The organism is Actinoplanes aureus, assembly GCF_015704865.1.
Lineage (GTDB): Bacteria > Actinomycetota > Actinomycetes > Mycobacteriales > Micromonosporaceae > Actinoplanes > Actinoplanes aureus.
The window spans coordinates 133322-152931 of the sequence record NZ_JADQTO010000025.1; the positions used below are offsets into that span (position 1 = coordinate 133322).

Genomic DNA, 19610 nt, shown 5'->3' on the forward strand with positions numbered 1-19610 from the left:
GGAAACACCAGTCCGTCGCGCTGCGGGGGGAACCGGGCGCGGTTTCGTCGTGGTCGCTTGCCGGCGGAGGGAACTCGGCGGCCGCTACGCTGCTGGCAGAACCGGGCTCGATCGGGTGTCGGCGACGGCGACGGCTCACTACCGTCGGCGCATGGAAGACGTGACGTACCGCCCCCGGCCTCTGTTGCGCACCCTGCTCGGCGAGGTGCTGCGGCGCCGCCGGCTGGAGCAGGAGCGGACCCTTGCCGAGGTGGCCCGGGACGCGTGCGTCTCGGTGCAGTACCTGTCCGAGGTCGAGCGCGGCCGCAAGGAGGCCAGCTCGGAGATCGTGGCCGCCGTCTGTGACTCGCTGGGCATCGGGCTGGCCGACCTGCTGGCCGAGGTGGGGCGCGACCTCACGGTGCATCGCGCCCCGGTTCTGCGGCTGGAGACGGCCCGGCTGCGCCGCGCGGCACATGCGCCGCGCGGCTCCCGGTCCGGCGATGTCGTCCTGCTGGCCGCCTGATCAGGCGGCGTTGAGCCGGTATCCGCGCGGCTCGCGCCGGCTGATGACCTGATCGGCGAGGCCGTAGGCGACGGCCTCGGGGGCCGTCAGGGTCATCCGGCGGTCGGTGTCCTCCCGGATCTTGGCGATCGAATGACCGGTGTGCTCGGCCAGGATCTGATCCATCTCGGCCCGGACCTTGGCCACCTCCTTGGCCTCCACGGCCAGGTCCGGCAGCGTGCCGCGGGCCTGGCCGGACGGCTGGTGCAGGGTGACCTTCGCGTGCCGCAGCACCGACCGCTTGCCCGGGGTGCCGGCCGCCAGGAGCGCCGCGGACGCCGACGCGGCCTGGCCGACGCAGATGGTGGCGATGTCGCACCGGACGAAGTGCATGGTGTCGTAGATCGCCGTCAGCGCGCTGAAGGAGCCGCCCGGCGAGTTGATGTACAGCCCGATCTCCTGTTCCCCGGTCGACTCCAAGTGGATCAGCTGGGCGATCACCACGTTGGCGACCCCGTCGTCGATCTCGGTGCCGAGGAAGATGATCCGGTCCGACAGCAGCCGGGAGTAGATGTCGAAGGCGCGTTCCCCGCTCGGCGTCTTCTCCACGACGGTCGGGATGGTGTAGTGGCTCACGCGCTCAGTCCCATCGGCTGGCGGGCCATCTCGGGGCGTACGTCGTCGACGCTGTCGAGGACCCGGTCGATGAGGCCGTACTCGAGCGCCTCCTCGGCGGTGAACCAGCGATCACGCCGACTGTCGCGTTCGACCGTGTCGATCGGCTGCCCGGTGTGCTCGGCGGTCAGGCGCAACAGCGTCCGGCCGAGCCGCTCCAGCTGGTTGGCATAGATTTCCACGTCCGCCGCGGTGCCGCCGAATCCGGCCGAGCCCTGGTGCATCAGGATCTGGGCGTGCGGCAGCGCATACCGCTTGCCGGGGGTGCCGGCGGTGAGCAGGAACTGCCCCATGCTCCCGGCGAGCCCGAGTGCCAGCGTGCTGACGTCGTTGGGGATCAGCCGCATGGTGTCGTAGATCGCCAGCCCGGCGGTAACCGAACCGCCCGGCGAGTTGATGTACAGGTTGATGGTGCTCAGCGGGTCCTCCGCGGACAACAGCAGCAGCTGCCCGCAGATCCGGTTGGCGATCGGGTCGTCGACCTCGGCCCCGAGCACGATGATGCGTTGGTGCAGAAGCTGGACGGACAGCTGGTCGTCAACGGACCCGGTCCCGCCCGGCGTCGCGGCAGTGAATGGATGCATGGGTTTCTCCTCCGGCTCGGCCTGCGTGCCGCCTCCACCTTCAAGGCGATGGCGCCCGCCGGCCAAGCCGATCTGCGGTCAGCAGATGAGGCGGAACCGAGTCTTCATTGATCGGGTCAGCCGTTGATCAATCTCCGCGAGTTGTGACCGCAGTTCCGTCCGTTGCGAGGAGTTGTGCCGTGCGTTCCATGCAGCGTTTCCGGGCGGGAGACAAGTCGTAGGGCATCTTGGTGACTGCTTCGAAGGCGCTCATCTGAGTGTCCTTCTCCTCTGCCAGGTCGGCGTCGTAGATCTCGAAGAGCTTCTCCTCGGCCGCGTCCAGCCCGGCTGTCTCGACGGCACGCTCCAGGGCCATCTGGTGGGCGCATCGCTGTACGGCGAGTTCTTCCACGCGCGGGTCCTCGGGCTCCACGCTGTCGTCCAGGGCTGCCTCGGCCGCGTCCAGACGGTCCTGCTCCGCCCGCAGGTCAGGGTGGGTGGCCAGCACGATGAACACGCTGGCCTGGATCGCGGCGCCCAGCGGGCCGAAGACGCGTTCGGTGACCAGCAGCGCGTCCAGGTCGGCGGGGCGCAGTGTGCCCGGGGGCAGGTGGCCGAGCCGGTCCGTGACCAGTTCGGAGAGCAGTCCCAGCGGGCTGCCCACCGCTTGGAGACGCTGGACGGCCGCGCGTTGACGTTTGATTTCGGCCTCCTGAGCGGCCAGGGTCTCCTCCAGCCGGCCCAGCACCTCCCCGATGTCCCGGGTCTCCTCGAAGGCGGCCCGCACGTCGTCAAGGCTGATGCCGGCCTCCGCCATCTTGCGGATCCACAGCAGGCGGATCATGTCGTCGTAGCCATAGCGACGGCGACCGTCCACGCCCCGCTCGGGCTCCGGCAGCAGACCGATCTGGTGGTAGTGGCGAATAGCGCGCGGCGTGGTCCCAGCGAAGACGGCAGCATCACCGATCTTGACTTGCCGGGGAGGCATGGCGAAGGAGTACGTCACAGACGGAGCCTTTCGTGCTGAGGTGCCTCGAGGAGACCACGTGCCGCTACGGCAGGTGCAACAACACCACCCCGGAGTACTAGAAGTCGTCGTCGAAGCTTACGTTTCCGGAAACCCCGACCTGGTACGCCGAAACGCGCCGCTCGAAGAAGTTCGACAACTCCTGGACGTCCTGCAGTTCCATGAAGGCGAACGGATTCTTACTGCCGTAGACCGGCTCGATACCGAGCGCCGCGAGTCGGCGGTCGGCGACGTGCTGGAGGTATTCCCGCATGTCGCCGGGGGACATTCCGCTCACCCCCTGTTCGAGCAGGTCGGCGGCGAACTGCACCTCGCATTCGACCGCCTCGGTGAGCATGTCGCGCACCTGCTGCCGCATCGAGTCGTCGAACAGGTCCGGTTCTTCCTGCCGGACGGTGTCGACGACGTCGAAGGCGAACGCCATGTGCATGCTCTCGTCGCGGAACACCCAGTTGGTGCCGGACGCCAGCCCGTGCAGCAGCCCGCGCGAACGCAGGAAGTACACGTAGGCGAAGGCGCCGTAGAAGAACAGGCCTTCGATGCAGGCGGCGAAGCAGATCAGGTTGAGCAGGAACGCCCGGCGGTCGTCCTTGGTCCGCAGTTCACGCAATTCGAAGACCGAGTCGATCCACCGGAAGCAGAACTCGGCCTTGCGGGCGATCGACGGAATGTTGTCCACCGCGGCGAACGCGGCCGCGCGCTCGTCGAGATCGGGCACGTACGTGTCGAGCAGGTTCAGGTAGAACTGGACGTGCACGGCCTCCTCGAACAGCTGCCGGGACAGATAGAGCCGGCCCTCCGGCGAATTGACGTGTTGGTACAGGTTGAGCACCAGATTGTTCGCCACGATCGTGTCGCCGGTGGCGAAGAACGCCACCAGCCGGGACACCAGGTGCTGTTCGGCGGGGGTCAGCCGGGCCAGGTCGGCGAGGTCGGAGTGCAGGTCGACCTCCTCGACGGTCCAGGTGTTCTTGATGGCGTCCTTGAACCGGTCGAAGAAGTGCGGGTACTTCATCGGCCGCAGGGTCAGGTCCATTCCGGGGTCGAGCAGCATTACTGGCAGGCCTCACATGACTCGGGGTTTTCCAGGGAGCAGACGTCCGCGGCGGTCAGCGCCGGGATGACGGAGACCGTCGCCTGCTGAATGCGGGTCGCGGGACGCGAGCGCAGGTAATAGGAGGTCTTGAGGCCGGCTTTCCAGGCGTACAGGTACATCGACGACACCTTGTTGATGGTCGGCGCGCTCAGAAACAGATTCAGTGACTGCGACTGGTCGATGTACGGCGCCCGGGCGGCGGCCAGATCGATGAGCGCCCGCTGCGGTAGTTCCCACGCGGTGCGGAACAGCTCCCGCACCGCGGCGGGGAGCTCGGCGATGCCCTGCACCGAACCCTCGGCCCGTTTGATCTGTTCGCGGATCTCCGGCGTCCACAGGTTCCGGGCCTTCAATTCGCGTACCAGATAGGTGTTGATCTGAAGGAACTCGCCGGACATGGTCTCGCGCTTGAACAGATTGCTCACCTGCGGCTCGATGCATTCGTAGCAGCCGGCGATCGACGCGATCGTCGCCGTAGGCGCGATCGCGACCAGCAGCGAATTGCGCAGGCCGCTCTCCCGGATCCGTTCGCGCAGCGCGCTCCAGCGCGCGACCTGCGCCGGCTGGGCACCCCAGAGGAACGGATGCAACTCACCCTTCGCGGCCCGGGTTTCGGGGTACGCGGGATGCGCGCCGAATTGTTCGGCAAGGGTGGCCGACGCCTCCATAGCGGTCAGGAAGATCTCCTCCTGCACCCGGGTGGACAAATCGCGAGCCTCGGCGGAATCGAACGGCAGGCGCAGCGTGAAGAACGCGTCCTGCAGTCCCATCAGGCCCAGACCGACCGGTCGCCAGCGCGGGTTCGAGGCGGCGGCCTGCTGCGACGGGTAGTAGTTGATGTCGATGACGCGGTCCAGGAAGGTCACCGCGGTCCGTACCGTCTCGCGCAGTTTCTCCCAGTCCACGCCCTCGGACGTGGTGTGCGCGCCCAGGTTGATCGAGCCGAGGTTGCAGACCGCGGTCTCGTCGTCGCTGTTCACCTCGAGGATCTCGGTGCACAAATTCGACAGGTGAATGACGTTGCCGGGCTCGCCGGTCTGGTTCGACAGGGCGTTGGAGCGGTCCTTGAAGGTCATCCAGCCGTTGCCGGTCTGGGCCAGCGTGCGCATCATCCGCCCGTACAGGTCGCGGGCCTTGACCGTCTTGACCGCCTTCTTCTCCGCGTTCCGGTACGCGGCGTCGAATTCGGCACCGTACAGATCGGGCAGCTCCGGAGCGTCGGACGGGTCGATCAGCGACCAGTCGCCGTCCGCCTCCACCCGGCGCATGAACTCGTCCGGGATCCAGTTCGCCAGGTTCAGGTTGTGCGTACGCCGGGACTCCTCGCCGGTGTTGTCCCGCAGCTCCAGGAACTCCTCCACGTCCGGGTGCCACGGCTCCAGGTAGACGCAGGCCGCGCCCTTGCGCCGGCCACCCTGGTTGACCGCGGCGACACCCGCGTCGAGGGTCTTCAGGAACGGGACGATGCCGTTCGACCTGCCGTTCGTGCCGCGGATCAGCGCACCCCGGCCGCGGACCCGCGACCAGGAGATGCCGATGCCACCGGAGAACTTGGACAGCTTCGCGACCTGGTGGTACCGCTCGTAGATCGAGTCCAGCTCGTCGCGGGGTGAGTCGACCAGGAAGCAGGACGACATCTGGGTGTGCCGGGTGCCGGAGTTGAACAGCGTCGGTGAGCTGGGCAGATAGGCAAGACTGGACATCAGCCGGTAGAAGCCCGCCGCCTCGGCCGCGGTACGCGACAGGCCGCACGCCACCCGCAGCAACCAGAACTGCGGGGTCTCCACGACCAGCCGGGATTGCGGGTGACGCAGCAGGTATCGGTCGGCGACGGTACGCAGGCCGAAGTACTCGAACCGCAGATCACCGCGCGGGTCGACGGCGTCGTCCAGCTCACCGGCGTTGCGGGCGACGAAGGTGGCGGTCTCGTCGCCGATCAGGCCGAGCGTGTGCGCGTACCGGATCGACTCGCTGAAGCTCGCCACGCCCTGCCCGCGCACCTCCTCGTCGACGAAGGCGGCCAGCAGCCGAGCCGCCAGCCGGGAGTACTGCGGCTCCTCGCCGATCAGCTCCGCAGCCGTCTGAATCGACAGTTTGTCCAGCTCAGCCGAGGTGGCGCCGTCGTAGAGCCCGCTGATCGTCCGGGTCGCGACCCGCAGCGGATCGACCTCGTCCAGGTCCGCGACCCACAACTCCACCGCTCGGACGATCTTGTTGACGTCCACCGGTTCCAGGTCACCGTTGCGTTTGCGTACCCGCATCGCGTGCCGGCGCTGCTCCGGCAGCGTCGCTCTCTGCGACGTCGTCATGGCTCTCTCCCTCGCGCCCTCTCGACAGGGTCGTCGGTGCGCGGGAAGACGCCACCGGCCGCGCGGCGGCCGGTTTCGGCGTCGGTCGTCCCACGCGACCTTCGACCGCCGCACGCCGGTCGGCGCGCGGCACGCTGGCAGGTCTTCGGACTCGCGGGCGTCGTACGCGCTCCTACTGGCCGTCGCTTCCCAGGCCGCTAGGCCCAGTGCTTGTGTGACGGCGGTCGTTCCCACTCACCGCTGCGGGGCAGTTCCGGTCTCACACCGGATTCCCTCTTGCCTCGGCCGCCTGCGAGGACGGCCGAACCAGCTGCGGGCAGGACTATATCTGCTAAACACCAGCCACGCGCAACACAACATCATGTGCCGGGCGTGTCGCTCAGTCCGTCGCCACCACCCACGGCCGGCTCGGGTTGATGATCCGGTCGTTGATGCCGGGCCAGTGGCCGCCCGGCAGGCCTGCCGAACTGACCAGTTCCCCCTGCACGGTGTTCGAGGCGGCAAGGGTGCGCTCGATGAAATCGTAGAAGATCGGCAGCATCGCCATGATGCATGCCGAACGCGCCCGCAGCGGCGGTGGCCGCGATTCTGGGTGCGGCGGGGCGCCGGCTCCGGTGCCCGCGGCGGTCGCTGCGGCCGCCAGGCCTCCGGCGAAGGTGGCCCGATCAGGCGGTGGCTAATCTCGGCTGACCGTTGCCGATCATTTCTGATGAACCTTTTCACCCTGGCATCGGGCTGGCGGTGCTCGGGTCGATGGCCGGCGCCGGCAGTGCGGCCCTCGCCACGTTGAAAGGTTCAATGATCGGGTGTGCCGGGCGGCGCCATGATGCGCAGGGCGTTCGCGTCCAATGCGATTCGCAGGGGCGTGCGGCCGCACGGCTCGCCGTCGACCTCGACGTGGGCCGGGCGGTCGGTTTCCAGCCACAGCTCGCCGACCGCCAGGAACGGGCGCTCGTGCAAGGTGCGCCGATGCCCGGTGAGCGCGTTGCGGGCGGTCTCGCGCAGCAGTTCGCGCCGGGTGGCGCCGCCGACCGGGTAGGCGACCAGCAGCCGGTCGTCGGCGTGCGCGTCGGCGGTGATCGGGCGGCCGGCGTGGAAGCCGCCGTTCGCCACGTACACCTGGTGGGTCAGGAAGACCTGTTCGACGCCGTCGGCGCGGACCGTGACGCGCAGCGGCCGGTGGCGGGTGAGCAGGCCCAGCGCGGTGATCGGGTAGGCGAGCCGGCCGATCACCCGCTTCAGCCGGCTCGGCGCGTTGATCATCACTTCGGCGGAGAGGCCGGCGCCGACGTGGTTGGTGAACGGCATGTCGCCGGCGACGCCCAGGTCCACGTCGATCACCGCGCCGTCCACCAGGGTGGCGACGGCCTTGTCCAGTGAGGGCTGGATGCCGACGGTCCGGGCGAAGTTGTTGGTGGTGCCGAGCGGCAGCAGGCCCAGCGCGATGTCGCGGTGCGCCAGCATCCGCCCGGCGGTGCTGATGGTCCCGTCGCCGCCTCCGGCGACGAGCAGGTCCGGCTCCTGCGCGATGGCGTCGGCCAGGCTCTTCTCCAGGTCGCGTTCGACGGCGTACGCGCCGAGCAGCTCGAACCCGGCGGCGACCAGACGGGCGTGCGCGTCCGCGTACAGTTGCCGCCCGCGCCGGGACCGCGCGTTGACGACCAGCACCGCCCGCCGCTCGCGGCGGATGTCCTCGGTCAGCTGCTGCTTGGTCCGCACCGGCAGACCCTATCGTCCGGTGCTGTCAGCCGATCGCCACCCACACGTCGTCGGCGGCACCGTGGAACTGGTCGTTGTCCGCGGTGAGGCTCTTGCCGCCGATGAGCAGCGGGCGGTCGTTGACGATCGACAGGCCGGCCGGGACCGGGACGTCGCCGCGGGGCGTGCCGTCGACCAGGACGGTCAGCGTACGCCCGCCGCGCCGGCACTCCAGGTGATGCCAGCGGCCGTCGGCGACGATGACGTCCGCGACCGCGCGGTGGATGACCCGGTCCGGCCGGCCGATCAGGACACAGCTGGGCCGGCCGGCGTACCCGTCGATCTGGAGTTTGTACTGGCTGCCCTCGGCGGAGAAGCCTTTCTGGAGCACGTTCTGCCCCTCGCTGGTGTGCTCCGCGGCGAGCCGGACGCTGGCGCCGTACCGCAGGCCGCGGCTGCCCGGGTTCAGGCCGGCGCTGCTCGGTGCCCGCATGATCAGCCGGGGACACGTCGGCGACGGGCAGGGCGGCGGGAATCGGAGCGCCCGGTGACGACCGTGGCGTACGCGTTCGGCGGCACCACCGGCCGGGGTGAGGTGACGCCCGCGGCCGGAGTCGTCGTGCCCGGCCCGCGGACCGTCGAAGGTGTACCGGGCGGCGGTGAGCAGCGGGACGGCGGGAAGCCGGCGCGGTTCGTCGGCCGCGAACGCGGTCAGGCTCAGCATCAGCAGCGGCGACGACAGCAGGACGAGGGACCGGCGGCAGGTGGTCGGCACGTACCGTAAACGTCCGGCGCCGGGCGCGAGCCGAGGTCAGTCGGGATGACGACTGGTCGGCGGCCCACACGAGTGGCGAGAATGACGCCGTGGGCATCGGGGTGGGCGTGCTGGGTCCGGTCGAGCTGAGCCGGGACGGTGTGCCGATCCCGCTCTCCGGCGCGCCGCAACGTGTCCTGCTCGCCCGGCTGGCCCTCGCCGCCGGTCGTCCCGTCCCGGTCGCCGACCTGATCGACGCCCTCTGGGAGGGGGAGCCGCCGGAGAACGCGGTCGGCAACCTGCACAGCTACGTGTCCCGGTTGCGGCGGCACACCGGTGGCGACGCGCTCCGCCGGGAGCCGGGCGGATACCGGCTGCACCTGCCGGCGGACGCGCTCGACATCACGCGCGCCGAGCGTCTGGTCACCCGGGCCCGCGGCCAGCGGCCGGAGCAGGCCGCGGTCACGCTGGCCGAGGCACTGGCGGTGTGGCGCGGCGACCCGCTGGCGGACGTTGCCGGCCGGCTGGTCTTCGCGCCGGAGGTGGCCCGCCTCGCCGAGTGGCGCCGGCACCTGCGCGAGCAGTGGCTGGAACGTCGCCTGGACGCGGGCGACGCGGCGGCCGCACTGCCCGAAGTGGAGGCGCTGGCGACGTCGGAGCCGTTGCGCGAGCGTACCCAGCTGCTGCTCATGCGAGCCCTGCACGCGACCGGGCGCACAGCGGAGGCGCTCACGGCGGCCCGCGCGTTCCGGGAGCGGCTGGCCGATGGCCACGGCGTCGATCCGTCGCCGGCCCTGGCCGAGTTGCAGAGCCGCATCCTCAGCGAGGATCCGGGGCTGCGGCCGGCGCCGGTCCGGGAGGCGCCGGTGCGGCCGGCCGCCGGTGTGCGCCGCCGGCCGGACCGGTTCTTCGGGCGGCGCAGCGAGCTGGACGCGGTACGCGACGCCCTCGCCACCGGGCGGGTCACCACTCTGGTCGGCCCTGGTGGGATGGGCAAGACCCGCCTGATGACCGAGGCGCTGACCGGCGACGAACTGGTGGTGGAGCTCGCCGAGCGATCGGTGCCGGCGGACGTGGCGGCCGCGGTCGCCGGGGCGCTCGGTCTGCGGGCCGCGCCGCACGGTGGCGTCGCCGCCCTCGCCGAACGCCTCGGCGCGACCCCCGCCGTGCTGGTGCTGGACAACTGCGAGCACCTGCTCGACGCGGTCCGCGAGCTGGTGGGCGAGCTGGTGGTGCGCTGCCCCGAGGTGCGGGTGCTGGCCACCTCCCGCCAGCGTCTCGACGTTGCCGGCGAACGGGTGCTGCGGCTCGGCCCGCTGCCGGCCGAGGACCAGGTGGCGCTCTTCTGCGATCGCGCCGCGCTGCTGCGCGCCGATTTCGCCGACGATTCGCGTACGCGTGAACTGGCCGCCGACATCTGCCGGCTGGTCGACGGCCTCCCCCTCGCGGTCGAGCTGGCCGCCCGCCGGGAGTCGGTGTTCGGGATGGTGCACCTGCGGGACCGGCTGGGTGCCGGGCTGAACGTGCTCGACCCGGCCCGGGGCGGCGACCGGGCCACCGCGGTGTCGGCGACCGTCGAGTGGTCGTACCGTCTGCTCGACCCGGCGGCGCAGCGCCTGCTGGACCGGCTCGCGGTCTGCCGGGGCGGCTTCGGCCTGGAGGCGCTGCCTTATCTCGCCCCGGACGACCGGGCCGCCGAACCGTTGCTCGCCGAACTGGTCGACGCGTCTCTGGTCACCTGCGATCTCAGCGCGGACCCGCCGCGCTACCGGCTGCTGGAGACGGTCCGCCACGTCGGGCTCGGGCATCTCGGCCCGGACGGCGTGCGGCGGGCCCGCGACGCGCACGCCCGCTGGATGTTCGACCTCGCACGTGAGCTGGTCCGCCGGGGCCGTGAGCGCGACCCGTGGACCACCCCGACGCTGCGCCGCGAGCTGGCCAACCTCCAGGAGGCGCTCACCTGGCTGGGGGAGAGCGGCACCGAGGAGCAGGGCGCCCGGCTGGCCGGGTTGCTCGGTGTGATCGGCTCGGACGCCCCCGACGCGGGCCTCACCGAGCAACTGGCCGGCTGGAAGCCGCAGCGGGTCGAGTCGGAGAGCGAGGTGCTGTGTGCGCTGGCGGCCGGTACCGCCGAGTGGCTCCGCGGTGACCTGCCCGAGGCGGACCGGCTGCTCAGCGCGGTCCTCGACCGCATGCCCGGCGACCATCCGCTGCGGTGGAGCGCCCTGATGGTCCGGATCTCCAACGGGATGTTCGCGGGCCGGGCCGGCGCGGTGCGCGCCGACGCCGAACGGATGGCGGCCGACCCGGGCGCGCCGCGCTGGGCGCGGGCGACCGGCATCTGCTGCGCGGCGCTGATGGACGTCTACGGCGGCGACGCGGCGGCCGGTCAGGCCTGGCTGGAGAAGTACGCGGACGACCTGCACACCGAGGGACTGGACGGGTTCGTGCCGTTCACCCGCGGCGAACTGGTCGCGGGCAGCGCCCCGGAGCAGGCGCTGGCCTGGTACGACCGGTCGATCGCGGCGAGCGACCGGGTGAACCAGGTGTACATGGGCAACGTCGCCCGGGTGGCCCGGACCGCCGCCCTGATCCGGCTGCGGCGGTACGCCGAGGCGGTGGCCGCCTGCCGGGAGACGATCGTCGCGGTGCGGGACGCGAACATGACCGCCCAGGTGTGGACGATGATGCGCCTCACCGCCGAGCTGCTCGCCGGCCTGGGCGACGCGGAGACCGCGGCGATGCTGGTGGCGGCGGCCGACCGCGACTCCATGGCGCCCGTGGTGATGGGCCCGGACCGGGATCGGCTGGCCGCGTTGCGGGCCGCGGTCGCCGTGCCCGCCCCGCCGCCGGGTGCCGGGGACACCGCCTCGATCGTCCGGCACGTGCTGACCCTGCTGGCCGCCCGCGCCGGCTGACAGCGGGCGGCAAGGCATCCGCAAGGCAGCGGCAAGGCCCGGCCCGCACGGTAAGGGCATGACGACAGATACACAGCAGACCCCGACCATCGACGAGGCCCGCGTGGAGGCCTTCGTCGGACAGATGATCACCGACATCGCCGGCGCCGCGAGCACCGTGATGACCGTTCTCGGCGACCGGCTCGGCCTGTTCCGGGCGATGACCGGCGCTGGAGGCGTCACCGCCGAGAAGCTCGCCGCGCAGACCGGCCTGCACCCGCGCCTGGTCACCGAGTGGCTCCGGCAGCAGGCGGTCTCCGGGTACGTCACGGTCGAGGGGGACACCTTCGAACTGCCCATGGAGCACGCTCTCGTGCTGTCCGTGCTGGACTCGCCGGCGTACCTGGTCGCGGCCGGCGAGATCATCGCGGGCCACTACCTCTCGCTGGACCAGCTGGAGGGCGCCTTCCGCGGCAACGGCGGCCTGCCCTACGAGGAGGTGCCGGGTTGCACGCACCACGGCATCGAGCGCTACTTCCGTACGGCCTACGTCAACCACCTGGCCCAGACCTGGTTCCCGGCCGTCCCGGGGCTGGTCGGGAAGCTGGAGTCCGGCGCCCGGGTGGCCGACGTCGGCTGCGGGCACGGCTTCGCCACGCTGCTGATCGGCAACACCTGGCCGGCCGGCACGGTGACCGGTTTCGACAACCACGAGCCGGCGATCGCCACGGCCCGGGCCCGTGCCATCGAGGCCGGCAGCCCGGCGAACGTCTCGTTCCAGGTGGCCGACTCGGCGGAGATCGCCCGCTACGGGCAGTTCGACGTGGTGGTCTTCTTCGACGCGCTGCACGACCTGGGTGACCCGGCGGCGGCGCTGAAGTCGGCGTACGACTCGCTGGCGCCGGGCGGCATCGTGGTCGCCGTGGAGCCGTGGTCGGCCGACGACTTCACCACCACGATCGGCATGCCGATCACCCGGATCGGGTACGCGTCGTCGACCGCCCTGTGCACTCCGGGTTCGCTGGCCCAGCCGGGCGCGTACGGGCTGGGCACCGCGGGTGGTCCGGCCAAGCGCCTGGAGCTGCTCGCCGGTGCCGGGTTCGCCAACCCGATCCTGGCCGCCGACACCGGCTTCAACCTGGTCGTCTCGGCGACCAAGCAGTAGTGGAGAAGCGTTGAACGGCCCGGCTCCGGCCGGGCCGTTCCGGGTCAGTCAGCCGACTCGGCGCCGCCGCAGACGTAGTTCGGCTCGGCGTCGTACTTCCAGGTGAACTTCTCCCGCTTGACCACCTTGCCGTCGCGGTGGAACAGACGGAACGCGTCCTGGGTGAAGCCGGGCAGCCCGCCGGTCGCGATGCAGTTCGGCCCGTCCGGCAGGGTGATGGTCTGCGGTGAGGTGATGTTGCGCCGCGGGCTGTACTCGGTGGTCACCTTGTCCCAGACCTTGGTGCTCCACACCGACACGGTGATCGAGTTGCTGGTCCACTTGGTGTCGAGAAGCACGCCGTGCGGGCTGTCGTTCTTGAACCGGAAGTCCAGGTCCGGGTAGAAGATCGTCGACTCGATGACCGCCGGGTACCGGTCGAAGTAGTACGAGTGCGGCTTGTGCTCGACGTCCTCGAGCCCGGCGTAGTAGGTGGCGTTGAACAGCGTCGTGGTGAACTGCGAGACGCCGCCGCCGACGCCCGGGACCAGCTTGCCGTTCAGGATCACCGGCGCGTCCTTGTAGCCCTGCTTGTAGCTGCGCTCACCGGTGTGCTTGTTCAGTGAGAAGATCTTGCCGGGCAGCACCAGGGCGCCCCGGACCTGCTTCGCGGCCTGCACGATGTTCTGACTCCGCGACGAGGACAGGCCGCCGGTGAACTTCGTGGTGAACGTGGAGACCTTCTCCGTTACACCGAGCTTCTCCAGGTCGGCCGTGGTCAGCTTCGGCTCCGCCTTGGTCAGGGCGGCTTCCACCGTACGATCGCTGGTGCTCTTGACGGCGGTGAGCAGCTGCGGCGCCGCGGCCGCCAGATCGAGGGTGATGCCTTCGGTGCCCGCGACGATCTTGGGTTTGCCGCCGGCGAAGGTGAAGCTCGCGTCGCGAGCCTGCGCCTCCAGCTTGCCGAGCGGCGCGGCGACGGCGGCCCGCAGCTTCTTGTCGTCGATGCGCGGCTCGATCTTCCCGGTCTTGTCCGCGGTGAGCACCAGGCTCTGCGCGATGGCCGCCGGCGGGATGCTCAGCGTGCCGCGTTCCGAGGTGACGGTGACCGGGCCGGAGACCGCCGGGCGGGCGACCGTCTCCAGCAGCTGATCCACCTCCGCCGCGGTGGTCACCGGGTGCACCTCGACCAGCGGGACGGTGACCGTTCCGCCGCCCAGCCATCCGGCGCGCAGCGCCTCGGCCGAGCGGGCCGGCTCGAGGTCGCGGCCGGGCTCCGGATGTACGGCGCGCGGCGTGACACCGTCGAAGACGACGGCGGGCTTGCGCATCGCCGTGCCGAACTTGCCGGCCGCCTTGCGCAGTGCGGCGTCCAGCAGGTCCTGGTCGACGGCGATGACCGGGGTCACGGTCCGCTCGCCGAACAGTTCCGGCCGGCCCTTGGCCGCGGCGTCGACGGTCGCCTCGACGTCGACCACCAGGCCGACGTCGGCGGGCTTGACGGTGGCGGTCTTGCCGGCGCCGTCGATCCGGACCTGGACCGGTGCGGTGAGCTTCTGGTCCGCCGCGAGGTGCTCGCGCAGCGCGGCGGCCGCCGCGGCCCGGCTGAGCCCGCCGAGGTCGGCCCCGAGCACCGAGACGCCGCGCGGGACCTCGCCCTGGAAGGCCCAGTTCGCGGCCACCCCGGCGCCCGCAATCAGGGCCAGCACGGTGACGCCTGCGATCAGCAGTTTGCGGCCGCGCCGCCCGGCCGGCGGCGCGGGCGGTTCCGGTGGGGCACCGATGTTGTCGTGCGTCGGGGTCGCCTGGTGCGGCAGGTGGACGGTCGCTGTGTCCGCTGCGGTGGGCGGTCGGTCACTGGCAGTGGTCACCGGGGCGTCCTTCCGGGGGTCGGTGGGCGCTACGTCCGGGTATGGACGTATTCGCGGACGCCGATTACGCCGCGGGCAAAGCATCGTAGTCGACGCCGGGCCCCGATGACCTGTGGGTCAGCTGTGGTGGGCCGCGCTCAGCGCCGACCGTACCGTGCTGACGAGCGTTTCCCGGTTGTACGGCTTGGCCAGGATGGTGGAACCCGGTTCCAGGTTGTTGCCCTGCTCGTCGAAGAGCGCCTCGGCGAACCCGGAGACGAAGACGATGGTGAGGTTCGGCTGCCGCGCGGTGGCGATCTGGGCCAGCTGGCGGCCGTTCATGCCGGGCATCACCACGTCGGTGACCAGGGCCGACACGTGCCCGGGGTGCTGTTCCAGGACGTTCAGCGCCTCGGCGCCGTCGGCGGCGGTCAGCACGTGGTAGCCGGCGCCGCTGAGGATGCGGGCGGTGACCTGGAGCAGGGCGGCCTCGTCGTCGACGAGCAGCAGGGTCTCGCCGCCCGGGTCGGCCTGGTGCGTGTCGGCGGGCGGTGGGGCGGCGGGAGTGGTGACAGCGGCCGGCAGGGCGAAGGTGGCCGTGGTGCCGTACCCCTCCCGGGAGAGCAGGGTGAGCTGGCCACCGGCCTGGCTCACGATGCCCTGCGCGGTGGAGAGGCCGAGGCCGGCCGTGCCGGCGGTGGGCTTGGTGCTGAAGAACGGCTCGCAGGCGCGGTCCAGGACGTCCTGCGGCATGCCGGTGCCGGTGTCCCGGATGTGGAGTACGACGTGGTCGTCCTCCAGCACGGTGGTGATCGTGACGGTGCCGCCCGACGGCATGGCCTCCACGCTGTTGCGGACCAGGTTCTGCACCGCCTGGGAGATCTGCGCGGGATCGGCCTGCACGTCCGGCAGGCTGGGATCCAGATCGAGGACCAGGTCGGTGCCCTTGCCGGCCGCGGCGCGCAGCGTGTCGGAGGTGTCGCGCAGCAGCGTGTTCATGTTGAACGAGGTCGGCTGGGTGATGTCGCGCCGACCGAAGGCGAGCAGCTGCTGGGTGAGCGTCTTGGCCCGTTCGCCGCCCTTGACGACCTGCCCGAGGTCGCCGAGCAGCGACTCAGCGGTCTCCGACGGGATGGTGCCCTCGCCTTGCGCGTCGCCGATGGTCTCGATGGCCAGGTTGGCGTACCCGATGATCGCGCCGAGGATGTTGTTGAAGTCGTGCGCGGTGCCACCGGCCATCCGGCGCAGGGCGTCCAGCCGTTCGGCGTCGCGGTGCCGGGTCTCCTCCTGCCGGCGCAGGGTCTCCTCGCGCAGCCGTTCCTCCGCGGAGACCAGGTCGGTGACGTCGTCGACCATGAGCACGCCACCGGCCAACTGGCCGTCCTCGTCGTCGCGGATCTGCCGCAGGTGCAGCCGCAGCCGGCGGGTGGTGCCGTCGGGCCAGGTGATCCGGTGGTCGAACTTCAGCTCGCTGACGTCGCCGGCGCCGTGCAGCAGGCTGAGAGCGGCGTCCTGCGCGCTGGTGTCCAGGCAGGTCAGCCAGCCCTGGCCGAGAAAGCCGTCCAGCGACACCTGCATGATCTCGGCGAGGCGCGGGTTGATGTAGTCGGCGTTGCCGTGCCGGTCGATGATGCCGATGCCCACCGGCGAGGCGATCGCCATCGCCTCGAAGCGGCGCTCGGTGTCGTGCAGGGCACGCACCTTCTCGATCAGCTTGGCGTTGACCGCGTGCAGGTGGGCCTGGGTGAACGTCTCGTCGGCGGCCGGGACCTCGACGGTGACCGGGCCGTGTGCCAGGGCCTCGTCCACCGCGTCGAGCAGCGTGTGCGGATCCTGCGAGCGCAGCACCACCTGACTGACCCCGCACGCCTCGGCGATCGGCCGGGTCTCCGGCTCCAGATAGTTGGCGGTGTAGAAGATCACCGGCGCCTGCGCGGTCTGCCGGTCCGGGTCGGTACGCAGGCGGTGGACCAGTTCCAGGCCGTCGATGCCGGGCATGAGCACGTCGGAGACGACGACGTCGGGGTGGTGGACGTGGGCCAGCCGGAGCGCGTCGGCTCCGTCGCGCGCCTCGATGACCTCGTGACCCCGGTAGCCGAGCAGCATGCGCACGATGTCCCGGTTGGCGGCCACGTCGTCGACGACCATCACTGTCGCCACGGCGTCTCCCTCTGCCCGTCGTCGTCTGAGAGCTTATGTCCGGAATAAGGCTAAAGCAGAAAATCATCACATGTACGGTGATGCTGAATCGGATTCGTCTTCTGGAGCAGGTGTGTTGATCTTCGGGGCATTCGCCGCGGCGGTGTTGGCGGTCGGTGCCACAGCGCTTCGCCGCAGGCGCCGGGGCCAGGCCGTCCAGCCGCGCACTCAGTTCAGCGTCCAGACCCACGTGAACGCCCGGTTGGCCGCGATCGTGGAGGCATCGCAGGACGCGATCGTCAGCAAGGCCCTCGACGGCACGGTCCACACCTGGAATCCCGGCGCCGAGCGGCTGTACGGCTACACCGCCGACGAGATGGTCGGCAGCGACGTCACCCGGCTGCTGCCGCCGGACCGGCTCGGCGAGGAGAAGGAGCTGCTCGGCCGGGTGTTCGGCGGGCAGGCGCTGAGCCGCTACGAGACCCGCCGCCAGCGCAAGGACGGCAGCATCATCGAGGTGTCGCTGAGCATGGCCCCGATGCGCGACACCGACGGCACGGTGATCGGCGCGTCCACCGTCGCCCACGACATCACCGCGCGGGTGCAGGCCGAGCAGCGCCTCCGCGTGGAGCGCGAACAGCTCGAAATGATCATGCAGGCGGCCAGCGACCCGTTCTTCACCATGGACGGTGACGGCGTGATCGCCGAGTGGAACCGGCAGGCCGAGCACGTCTTCGGCTGGTCACGCGATGAGGTCCTGGGCCGCAAGGTGGCCGGCACCATCCTGCCGGCCCGCTACGTCGGCCCGCTGGAACGGCTGCTGGACGGCCGGTGGGACTGGGTGCTCGACCGGCCGACCGAGATCGCCGCGACCCACCGGGACGGCCACGAGATCCCGGTCGAGCTGACCATGTGGCGGATCGGCCACGACGGCGGCGTGCATTTCCACGGCTTCGTCCGCGACATCACCGCCCGCCGGCAGACCGAGCTGGCCCTGGCCGAGGCCCGTGACCAGGCGATCGAGACGGCCCGCCTGAAGTCGCAGTTCCTGGCGTCGATGAGCCACGAGATCCGGACCCCGATGAACGGGGTGATCGGCCTGACCGGTCTGCTGCTCGGCTCGCCGCTGGACGACAAGCAGCGCCGGTACGCCGAAGGCATCAACACCGCCGGCTCGGCGCTGCTCTCGGTGATCAACGACATTTTGGACTTCTCCAAGCTGGAGGCCGGCAAGGTCCTTCTCGAGGAGGCCAACTTCGAGGTCAGCCGGCTCATCGACGACGTGGTGTCGCTCGTCGCGCCGGCGGACACCCGGGACTCGGTGACCGTGACCGGTGTCTGCGAGCCCGGTCTGCCGGACACCGTCTGCGGCGACCCGGCCAAGCTGCGCCAGGTGCTGCTCAACCTGGCGGGCAACGCGGTCAAGTTCACCAGCCGGGGACAGGTCACCGTCATCGCCGCCCGCGACGACCGGCTCCCGGCCGGCCCGGATGCGGTGCCGATCCGGTTCGAGGTGCGCGACACCGGCATCGGCATCGACCAACACCAGCAGGAACTGCTCTTCGAGGCGTTCACCCAGGCCGACGCCGGCACCACCCGCAAGTTCGGTGGCACCGGACTGGGCCTCGCCATCAGCCGCGACCTGGTCCAGCTGATGGGCGGCGAGATCGGGGTGGAGAGCGAGCCGGGACACGGCAGCACGTTCTGGTTCACCGTCACGGTCGGCACCGCCCGCGACGACCTCGACCTCTCCGAACGGCACTCGCTCGACGGCCTGCGCGTGCTCATCGTGGACCGCGACGCGAACGACCGCGGTGTGCTCGCCGAGCAGCTCGCCGCCTGGTCCATGCAGGCGACCGGCACCGAGGACACGGTCAGCGCGGGGGCCGCGCTGCGTGACGCGGCCGCGGCCGGCCGGCCGATGGACCTGGTCATCGTCGACATCGGTACGGCCCGTAACGACGGGCTGGAGATCACCGGTCTGACCATCGCCCCGGAGGGCTGCCCGCCGCCGAGAACCATCCTGCTCGCCGACGACGCTCACCACCTGCCCGAGGAACCGGACTCCGGGCGGTTCTCGGCGGCCTTCGCCAAGCCGCTCCGGCAGTCGCAGCTCTACGACGCGCTGGTCGGCGTACTGACCGGGCACGCCGGGGATCAGGCGATCGGCGCCACCACCGACGCCCCGCTCGGCCGTGGCCACCTGCTGCTGGTGGAGGACAACGACATCAACCGCACGGTGGCCCTGGGCATCCTGGCCAACCTCGGCTACAGCGCCGACGTCGCGGTCAACGGCGTGGAGGCGGTCGAGTACGCGAGCCGGCGTGAGTACCAGGCGATCTTCATGGACTGCCTGATGCCGGAGATGGACGGGTACGCCGCCACCGAGGAGATCCGGCGGCGGGAACCGGAGGGCCACCACGTGCCGATCATCGCGCTGACCGCCAGTGCGCTCCCCGAGGACCGGGCCCGCTGCCTGGCCGCCGGCATGGACGGGCACATCGCCAAGCCGCTCATCCCGGCTGACGTGGCGCGGGTGCTCCAGCGGTGGACCAGCCGGGTGCCGGTACCGGACCTGGGCTCCGTGGTCGCCGAGATCGGACAGCGGCTCGACCAGCTCCGCGGGCCCGACCCGGTGGTCACCGCGAAAGCGCTGAACGGGCTGCTCGGCGCGCTGGCCGAGAAGATCCCCGAACACCTGGACCGGATCATCCACGCGCTCGCGTTCGACGACGCCGAGACGCTGCGGACCGAGGCGCACCAGCTCAAGGGCATCATGGCGAACCTCGGGGCGGGCGCGGCCACCGACGCCTGCGGCCGCCTCGAGACCGACGCGCGCTCCGGTGACCTCGATGCCGCCGTGGCCTCGCTGTCCCGGGCCCGCCCCCTCATCGAGATCACCCGGGAAGCGGTGGATCAGATCCGTCCCCGGTTCAGCGAGGCCACCTCCGCGTAAGAGCCGGGAACCGCGCCT

General features: G+C 70.9%; 14 protein-coding genes and 1 riboswitch. Of the genes, 4 read left to right on the forward strand and 10 right to left on the reverse strand.

All coding sequences use genetic code 11. The features are described from left to right. Nucleotides 1-151: 151 nt before the first annotated feature. A complete protein-coding gene (locus I4J89_RS37815; RefSeq protein WP_196418984.1) occupies nucleotides 152-505 on the forward strand; it encodes a helix-turn-helix domain-containing protein in 354 nt (117 codons plus the stop codon). Here the strand turns inward: I4J89_RS37815 and I4J89_RS37820 are convergent, their stop codons facing one another. The 8 genes from I4J89_RS37820 to I4J89_RS51745 form a co-directional block, all read right to left on the reverse strand. Further along, nucleotides 506-1120 (reverse strand): ClpP family protease, encoded by a 615-nt coding sequence (locus tag I4J89_RS37820; protein ID WP_196418985.1) that lies wholly within the window; start codon nucleotides 1118-1120, stop codon nucleotides 506-508. It abuts the gene before it with no gap. Further along, on the reverse strand, nucleotides 1117-1743 hold the full coding sequence (locus I4J89_RS37825; protein WP_196418986.1) for a ClpP family protease: 627 nt from the start codon (nucleotides 1741-1743) through the stop codon (nucleotides 1117-1119). The genes I4J89_RS37820 and I4J89_RS37825 overlap by 4 nt, the downstream gene beginning before the upstream one ends. Before the next feature lie 127 nt (nucleotides 1744-1870). Beyond that, nucleotides 1871-2728, reverse strand: coding sequence for a MerR family transcriptional regulator (locus I4J89_RS37830; RefSeq protein WP_309238650.1), 858 nt, complete (start codon nucleotides 2726-2728; stop codon nucleotides 1871-1873). Nucleotides 2729-2807: 79 nt separating this feature from the next. Next, nucleotides 2808-3803, reverse strand: a complete 996-nt coding sequence (locus tag I4J89_RS37835; RefSeq protein ID WP_196418987.1) for a ribonucleotide-diphosphate reductase subunit beta — start codon at nucleotides 3801-3803, stop codon at nucleotides 2808-2810. After that, nucleotides 3803-6154: a ribonucleoside-diphosphate reductase subunit alpha gene (locus I4J89_RS37840; protein WP_196418988.1), complete on the reverse strand. Its 2352-nt coding sequence runs from the start codon at nucleotides 6152-6154 to the stop codon at nucleotides 3803-3805. The genes I4J89_RS37835 and I4J89_RS37840 overlap by 1 nt, the downstream gene beginning before the upstream one ends. A gap of 119 nt (nucleotides 6155-6273) precedes the next feature. Further along, nucleotides 6274-6480: riboswitch (cobalamin riboswitch) on the reverse strand. A 53-nt stretch (nucleotides 6481-6533) separates the two neighbouring features. Beyond that, nucleotides 6534-6701, reverse strand: a complete 168-nt coding sequence (locus I4J89_RS37845) for a hypothetical protein (RefSeq protein ID WP_196418989.1) — start codon at nucleotides 6699-6701, stop codon at nucleotides 6534-6536. Between the two features lie 248 nt (nucleotides 6702-6949). Continuing rightward, nucleotides 6950-7873 carry a diacylglycerol/lipid kinase family protein gene (locus I4J89_RS37850; RefSeq protein WP_196418990.1) on the reverse strand — a complete coding sequence of 308 codons (924 nt, stop codon included), beginning with the start codon at nucleotides 7871-7873 and terminating at the stop codon, nucleotides 6950-6952. A gap of 25 nt (nucleotides 7874-7898) precedes the next feature. Continuing rightward, complete coding sequence (locus I4J89_RS51745; protein ID WP_196418991.1) at nucleotides 7899-8627, reverse strand: LamG-like jellyroll fold domain-containing protein; 729 nt, start codon at nucleotides 8625-8627, stop codon at nucleotides 7899-7901. A gap of 89 nt (nucleotides 8628-8716) precedes the next feature. Between I4J89_RS51745 and I4J89_RS37860 the strand changes: the two genes are divergently transcribed. Next, the gene (locus tag I4J89_RS37860) at nucleotides 8717-11524 is read left to right on the forward strand and encodes an ATP-binding protein (protein ID WP_196418992.1); all 2808 of its coding nucleotides are present in this window, start codon (nucleotides 8717-8719) and stop codon (nucleotides 11522-11524) included. Nucleotides 11525-11582: 58 nt separating this feature from the next. Further along, nucleotides 11583-12668 (forward strand): class I SAM-dependent methyltransferase, encoded by a 1086-nt coding sequence (locus I4J89_RS37865; protein WP_196418993.1) that lies wholly within the window; start codon nucleotides 11583-11585, stop codon nucleotides 12666-12668. Nucleotides 12669-12712: 44 nt separating this feature from the next. On the opposite strand, the gene I4J89_RS37870 is transcribed toward I4J89_RS37865, so the two are convergent. Both I4J89_RS37870 and I4J89_RS37875 read right to left on the reverse strand, forming a co-directional pair. Next, nucleotides 12713-14518, reverse strand: coding sequence for a VanW family protein (locus tag I4J89_RS37870; protein WP_309238651.1), 1806 nt, complete (start codon nucleotides 14516-14518; stop codon nucleotides 12713-12715). Nucleotides 14519-14635: 117 nt separating this feature from the next. Further along, nucleotides 14636-16657, reverse strand: coding sequence for a response regulator (locus I4J89_RS37875; RefSeq protein ID WP_309238652.1), 2022 nt, complete (start codon nucleotides 16655-16657; stop codon nucleotides 14636-14638). 229 nt (nucleotides 16658-16886) lie between these two features. On the opposite strand from I4J89_RS37875, the gene I4J89_RS37880 reads away from it, so the two are divergent. After that, on the forward strand, nucleotides 16887-19592 hold the full coding sequence (locus tag I4J89_RS37880; protein ID WP_196418995.1) for a hybrid sensor histidine kinase/response regulator: 2706 nt from the start codon (nucleotides 16887-16889) through the stop codon (nucleotides 19590-19592). Nucleotides 19593-19610: the final 18 nt, after the last annotated feature.